The 7052-nt window shown below is 37.0% G+C and carries 6 protein-coding genes; 4 read left to right on the top strand and 2 right to left on the bottom strand.

Translation table 11 applies throughout. The annotated features are described in order from the left end of the window. Window positions 1-342 (top strand): transposase (locus GA0061080_RS12970; protein WP_245174548.1); only part of this gene is annotated, 342 nt, incomplete at its 5' end. Window positions 343-389: 47 nt separating this feature from the next. Here GA0061080_RS12970 and typA read toward each other — a convergent pair. Both typA and hemG read right to left on the bottom strand, forming a co-directional pair. Continuing rightward, the gene (gene typA, locus GA0061080_RS11645; protein WP_091125899.1) at window positions 390-2216 is read right to left on the bottom strand and encodes a ribosome-dependent GTPase TypA; all 1827 of its coding nucleotides are present in this window, start codon (window positions 2214-2216) and stop codon (window positions 390-392) included. A 165-nt stretch (window positions 2217-2381) separates the two neighbouring features. Continuing rightward, window positions 2382-2915, bottom strand: coding sequence for a menaquinone-dependent protoporphyrinogen IX dehydrogenase (hemG, locus tag GA0061080_RS11640; RefSeq protein ID WP_209435837.1), 534 nt, complete (start codon window positions 2913-2915; stop codon window positions 2382-2384). A 139-nt stretch (window positions 2916-3054) separates the two neighbouring features. Here hemG and glmU point away from each other — a divergent pair, with 139 nt between their 5' ends. From glmU to GA0061080_RS11625, 3 genes are all read left to right on the top strand, one after another. Then, window positions 3055-4440: a bifunctional UDP-N-acetylglucosamine diphosphorylase/glucosamine-1-phosphate N-acetyltransferase GlmU gene (glmU, locus tag GA0061080_RS11635; protein WP_091125895.1), complete on the top strand. Its 1386-nt coding sequence runs from the start codon at window positions 3055-3057 to the stop codon at window positions 4438-4440. A 3-nt stretch (window positions 4441-4443) separates the two neighbouring features. Beyond that, window positions 4444-6276, top strand: coding sequence for a glutamine--fructose-6-phosphate transaminase (isomerizing) (gene glmS, locus GA0061080_RS11630; RefSeq protein WP_091125890.1), 1833 nt, complete (start codon window positions 4444-4446; stop codon window positions 6274-6276). 84 nt (window positions 6277-6360) lie between these two features. Next, on the top strand, window positions 6361-6789 hold the full coding sequence (locus GA0061080_RS11625; protein ID WP_091125884.1) for a hypothetical protein: 429 nt from the start codon (window positions 6361-6363) through the stop codon (window positions 6787-6789). The last annotated feature ends 263 nt before the right edge of the window (window positions 6790-7052 follow it).

Raw genomic sequence — 7052 nt, 5'->3', positions numbered from 1 at the left:
ATCTGGGAAGTAGATAAAGAGAAAGCCAACGAGATTCGTTTAAGCCATTGGGGTAAAAAAGTCTATGCTCGGCGAAAACAGACCATAGAGCGCAGCTTTGCTGACGCTAAACAACACCACGGACATCGCTATGCAAGATTTAGAGGAAGAGCGCAGGTTCAAATGCAGTGTTTATTGGCTGCAACGGCTCAAAATATCAAGAAAATAGCGATAAAGCTATTTTTGTTACGTTTTTTTAGGCTATTTTTTAATTTATTTAATAAAATCCAAATTAAAAATCCTATTTATGGTTTAAATAAAAAAATAAACCCCGAATTATATCGAGGTTTGTCATCAATCTGACCTCGCTAAATAGCGAGGTTTTCATATTACGATAGAACTAATAATAATTAGTCTTTATTACCACTTCTAAATGCACGTTTACGATCATTCTCAGTTAAATGACGTTTACGCAAGCGGATAGATAATGGTGTTACTTCAACTAATTCATCATCGTCGATAAATTCTAACGCTTGTTCTAATGACATTTTAATTGGTGGTGAAAGTGTTGTTGCTTCATCAGTACCTGATGCTCGCATATTGGTTAATTTTTTACCTGTTAAACAGTTAACAGTTAAATCGTTTGAACGAGTGTGAATACCAATGATTTGCCCTTCATATACTTCAGCACCATGACCTAGGAATAACTTACCACGATCTTGTAAACCATATAACGCATAAGCCAATGCTTTACCTGTACCGTTAGAAATCATTACGCCATTATTACGCTGACCAATTTCTCCTGAGCGAATATCATCATAATGACTAAATGTAGAATAAAGTAAACCAGTACCTGAAGTCATAGTCATAAATTCAGTTCTGAAACCGATAAGTCCACGACTTGGAATGACATAATCTAAACGCACACGACCTTTACCATCTGGTAACATGTTTGTTAGATCACCTTTGCGTAAACCAAGAGCTTCCATTACTGAACCTTGATGTTGTTCTTCAATATCAAGCGTAACTTGCTCGAAAGGCTCTTGTTTTTTACCGTCAATTTCTCTAAAAATAACTTTAGGACGAGAAACTCCTAACTCATAACCCTCACGACGCATATTTTCAATGAGTACTGATAAATGCAATTCACCACGACCTGATACTCTAAACGCATCTGGATCTGGAGTTTCTTCAACGCGCAACGCAACATTATGTACAAGCTCTTTATTTAAACGCTCAAGAATTTGTCGAGATGTTACATATTTACCTTCTTTACCAGCAAATGGTGAGCTATTAACATTAAAGAACATAGTTACTGTTGGCTCATCAACAGTTAATGCAGGCAGCGCTTCGACGCAACTGTTATCACAAATCGTGTCAGAGATACCGAGTTCGCCAAGACCTGTTAGAGCAATAATATCACCCGCTTCGGCAACTTCTGCTTCATAACGTTGTAGCCCTAAATGACCTAGTACTTGCCCCACTTTACCCGTACGTTTGTTACCTTCACTATCAACTATAGTCACTTGTTGATTTGGTTTAACACGACCACGTTTAATACGACCAATACCAATAACGCCAACATAATTATTATAATCAAGTTGAGAAATTTGCATTTGGAATGGACCATCTAAATCCACTTTTGGTGGTTCAACATGTTTAACAATCGCTTCAAATAGTGGCGTCATATCCTCAGCCATATTTTCATGATCTAAGCCCGCAATACCCATTAATGCAGAAGCATAAACAATAGGGAAATCTAGCTGTTCATCGGTCGCCCCTAAATTAACAAACAGATCAAATACTTGGTCAACCACCCAATCAGGGCGAGCTCCTGGTCGATCAACTTTATTGATAACCACAATCGGTTTTAAACCATAAGCAAAAGCTTTTTGCGTTACAAAACGAGTTTGTGGCATTGGCCCATCCATTGCATCAACGAGCAATAATACAGAATCAACCATAGACATAACACGTTCAACTTCACCACCAAAATCAGCATGTCCTGGAGTATCAACGATATTAATTCGGTAACCATTCCAATCAATCGCAGTGTTTTTAGCTAAAATGGTAATACCACGCTCTTTTTCAAGCGCGTTAGAGTCCATGATACGTTCGTTATCATCACCACGTAGATTATCTAGCGTGCCTGACTGTTTTAATAACTTATCAACCAAAGTTGTTTTACCATGGTCAACGTGAGCAATAATGGCTATATTTCTTAAATTTTCAATCACAATTAAAATCCCAATTAGGAGACAGATTCTTTAGGCGCGACATTGTACACCTTTTTAGCCGAAATGTTGATCTATATCACAAAGTTTCTTTAAAAGAAGTTGAACATTTGATAACTTTATAAAAATATCAATTTATTTGTAAAAAAGTTTCAGGTAACTATACGTTTAAGTATAAAACTGTTTGGCAAATTCATCTACCTTTGCCCAATCTGTATATTCAATAACCGGTTTTGTTATATCAGTATCACCTTTTCCTAACCACATAATAAAGCGGATCATATTGCGATCAAACCAATTATATTGAGGATAATAAAGCGCACCAGCAAAAACAGCAGTAAAAGCTGGTTTCCATGCTATTTTAGCTAAAAACTTTTTGGTATATAAATTTGTTTCTGGTGTATTTTTGTTGGGTTTTCTTGCCACCATATTTACCCCAAAAAATCCAGACTTCATACTATTTAACTGCTGATAATTCTTATTTATAAACTTTTTCATTAATTTGCTATAAAATCCATAGCGAATGGAACTTCCCAATAAGGCTGCTTGGTATTGTGTCAAATCGATTTTAGTATCGGGTAACAGCTCAATAACATCACAATCACATCGACCATTAAGTCGTGTTTTTATGCGTTGCATAATCTTAAATGTCTGTTTTTCGTGTGTGGTATAGAGTAATAAAACTTTTATAGCGGAATTCATAACTTGCTGCCTCTTTTGTTAAACTCTTTGGTAAATATCAATTTTACTTTTTTTATGATAAAAATTAAAAGATTGGGGATGATTTCATTAAAAATTTTGATTATAGTGTTACGCTAATTCAACCAGATCGGAACCAATTATGGCAATTTCACCACCAAAGCTAAGTGCAATTATTTTGGCGGCAGGAAAAGGCACACGGATGCATTCCAACCTACCTAAAGTTTTACATAAAATTGGCGCCAAGCCGATGTTACAACATGTGATTGATACAGTTCAACAACTTAATACAAATCGCATTAATATTGTTTATGGACATGGTAAACAACAGCTTAAAGATGCGCTTAAAGAGCAACATGTGCAACTGATATATCAAGCTCAACAACTAGGTACTGGTCATGCTGTGCAACAAGCTATCCCTTACATTCAAGATGACGAAGATATCTTAATTTTATATGGCGACACTCCCCTTATATCGGCTCAAACACTACAAACTTTAATTGCTAGTAAACCCCAACAAGGTATCGCTTTATTAACTGTTATTCTTGAAGAACCAACAGGTTATGGTCGAATAGAACGCAAAAATGGCAAAGTTGTTGCTATTGTTGAACAAAAAGATGCCACACCAGAGCAACAAAAAATCAACGAAATTAACACCGGCATAATGTTAGTTAACGGAAAATTATTGAAAAGTTGGTTATCACGTTTAACCAATAATAATGCGCAAAAAGAGTTCTACTTAACCGATATTATTGCTTTTGCTCACCAAGATGGTTATGAAATCTTAACCTCGCACCCAGTTCAACAATTTGAAGTTGAAGGTGTTAATAATCGCCTACAATTGGCAATATTAGAAAGACAATATCAACACCTGCAAGCTCAGAATTTATTACTAGCTGGTGTAACACTGCTTGATCCAAATCGCTTTGACTTACGAGGCACCTTATTGCATGGTAAAGATGTTACGATTGATTGTAATGTAATTATTGAAGGAAATGTCAAACTAGGCAATAACGTATTTATTGGTGCAGGCTGTGTCTTAAAAAATTGTTCAATTGATGACAATTCAACAATCAGTCCGTATAGCATTATTGAAGATTCAACTATCGCTAAACAGTGCACTATTGGACCTTTCGCCCGTCTACGACCTGGTTCACAGCTTGACGAACAAGCCCATGTTGGCAACTTTGTTGAATTAAAAAAAGCACATCTAGGCCAAGCAAGCAAAGCGGGACACTTAAGCTATCTTGGCGATAGCGAAATTGGTAGTAACGTCAACATAGGTGCAGGCACCATCACCTGTAATTATGACGGCGCCAATAAATTTAAAACTATTATTGAAGATGATGTGTTTGTCGGTTCTGATACACAATTAATTGCACCTGTAAAAGTGGGTAAAGGGGCAACTATTGCAGCAGGAACAACGGTTACTAATAACGTGAATGAGAACGAATTGGTCGTAAGCCGAGTAAAACAAAAACAACTTGCTGGTTGGAAACGACCAACAAAGTTAACTAACGAGGAATAAACTATGTGTGGTATTGTGGGTGCTATCGCCAAACGTGATGTTGCTGAAATATTATTAGAAGGTTTAAAACGATTAGAATATCGTGGTTATGACTCGGCAGGACTGGCAATTATTTCACCACAAGGTGAATTACAACGCGTTCGTCGTGTTGGCAAAGTACAAGCTCTTAAAGATGCCATTGAACAGCATCCACTAGAAGGATCTACAGGAATTGCCCATACTCGCTGGGCAACTCATGGTGAACCAGCTGAACACAATGCTCATCCACATGTATCTGGTTTTATTGCCGTTGTGCATAATGGAATTATCGAAAATTTTGAACCACTACGTGAAAAGCTGATCGCCAAAGGTTATCAATTTCGTTCAGAAACGGATACTGAAGTTATTGCTCACTTAATTCATAACATTATATCAACAGAAGATTGTTCCTTATTTGACGCTGTACAAAAAGCTATTCCGCAACTACGAGGGGCTTACGGTACAGTCATTATGGACACTCGCAATCCAGATATACTTGTTGCGGCACGTTCAGGCAGTCCTTTAGTTATAGGTTGCGGCATAGGTGAACACTTTATCTCATCCGATCAATTAGCACTATTACCCGTCACTCGCCAATTCATCTATTTGGAAGAAGGTGATATCGCACTTATCACTCATCGAAAAGTAACAATCTTAGACAAAAATCATCAAGAAGTAGCAAGACCATGTTTAGAATCTGATGCAAAGTATGATGCGGGTAGTAAAGCAGGCTACAGCCATTACATGCAAAAAGAGATCTACGAACAACCTAATGCAATAAAAAATACGCTTGAAGGCCGCATGGTACATGGTAAAGTTGATTTGTCCGAACTTGGTGATGAAGCCAAAGCCATCCTTAAACAGGTTGAGCATGTTCAAATTGTTGCCTGTGGTACTGCTTATAATGCAGGTATGGTTGCACGTTATTGGTTTGAAGCTTTAGCAGGAATTCCTTGTGATGTCGAGATTGCATCAGAATTCCGTTATCGAAATCCCGCTCGTCGCAAAAATAGCTTATTTATCACCCTTTCACAATCTGGTGAAACGGCTGACACACTCGCTGCATTACGATTAGCAAAAGAAAATAATTACCTAAGCACCCTTGCTATCTGTAATGTGGCAGCCTCAACACTCGTGCGCGAAGCAGATTTAGTTCTATTAACTAAAGCAGGGGTTGAAATCGGTGTTGCGTCAACTAAAGCCTTTACCACACAATTAACGGTTTTATTGCTACTAGTTGCTAAATTAGGACGCATAAATAATATGGCTGAAAGTACTGAGCAGGCTATTGTGCATGCGCTCCAAGTCCTACCAAACCGCATTGAACAGGTGCTAACAGCAGAACCTCAAATAAAAAAACTAGCTAGTCATTTTGTGGATAAACATCATGCGCTATTCTTAGGTCGAGGTGATGAGTATCCAATCGCTATGGAAGCTTCGCTAAAGCTCAAAGAAATATCTTATATTCACGCTGAAGCCTATGCTGCTGGTGAACTCAAACATGGTCCACTTGCATTAATTGATGCTGATATGCCAGTGATTGTTATGGCACCAACCAACGAAATGCTAGAAAAATTAAAATCTAATATAGAAGAAGTTCGAGCGCGTGGCGGTCAACTGTATGTTTTTGCTCAAGAAGATGCAGGCTTTGTTAGTGATGATACCATGCATATTATCAATCTTCCCCATATTGAAGAGCTAACCGCACCGATTTACTACACCGTACCAACCCAGTTACTTGCGTATCATGTTGCTTTGATCAAAGGAACCGATGTCGATCAGCCTCGTAATTTGGCAAAATCGGTAACGGTAGAATAGATACGCAAACAACTTACTATTTTTATTTAACGGTGTTATTATACTTATAGTGTATAAATATTTGAATTATTTAATGAGGGATTCATGGGAATAGAATATAGTATCATTGCAATGGATGATAGTGTTACACAAGATGTTGTTTTAAATGCGTTCAGCCCGTATTGTACTAGAATAGATGACGAAGAATTTTTATTAGATTATGGTGATGAAGTTTATGAAGATATGATTATATGCAATCATTGTACCTTATATCTATCCTTCAAAGAGAGCAGCAAGGAAATAATAGAGTCGATTGAAATTATTAAACCTTCTGTTCATCCAGCGTTAGAAAAAGCCATCTTTTTACTTATTCATGAACATCCAATGTTTATTGCAGGTCCAGATTTTCCATTGATGACAGCAAATAAAAAATGTATGGATTTATTAAAAGTAGAAGATATTGAAACCTATGAAGACACCGAGTTAGTTTCGTCATTTGATGAATTCTCTAACCTTTTAACTGGTTACGAATAGATATAAATGACCTAAGAATCGTCTGAATTTTATAAATTAAAGTAGTGGTATGACCATTTGTTTTTTGAACTCGTTAGTAAAGCTACGTTTTGCTCTTCGCGATGAATCGATTGCCATTGTTGTTACCTTCTTTTATTTTTAATTTATCATAACAATGACCTTATAAAACTGGTACTAATTAGGGGTATTGATCTTTGCTGTACATAAATTGCTCAACAATACATTGGCAGCCACATTAACATAAATGCCAGTGATACCATACT

It is taken from the genome of Gilliamella intestini, from assembly GCF_900094935.1.
GTDB lineage: Bacteria > Pseudomonadota > Gammaproteobacteria > Enterobacterales > Orbaceae > Gilliamella > Gilliamella intestini.
The sequence above is the reverse complement of the archived record's forward strand: the minus strand, read 5'-3'. Positions and strand labels throughout refer to the sequence as shown.

Coding starts and splice junctions, on each gene's coding strand:
- glmS (WP_091125890.1), top strand. CDS start 4,444: ATGTGTGGTATTGTGGGTGCTATCGCCAAACGTGATGTTGCTGAAATA.
- glmU (WP_091125895.1), top strand. CDS start 3,055: ATGGCAATTTCACCACCAAAGCTAAGTGCAATTATTTTGGCGGCAGGA.
- GA0061080_RS11625 (WP_091125884.1), top strand. CDS start 6,361: ATGGGAATAGAATATAGTATCATTGCAATGGATGATAGTGTTACACAA.
- hemG (WP_209435837.1), bottom strand. CDS start 2,915: ATGAATTCCGCTATAAAAGTTTTATTACTCTATACCACACACGAAAAA.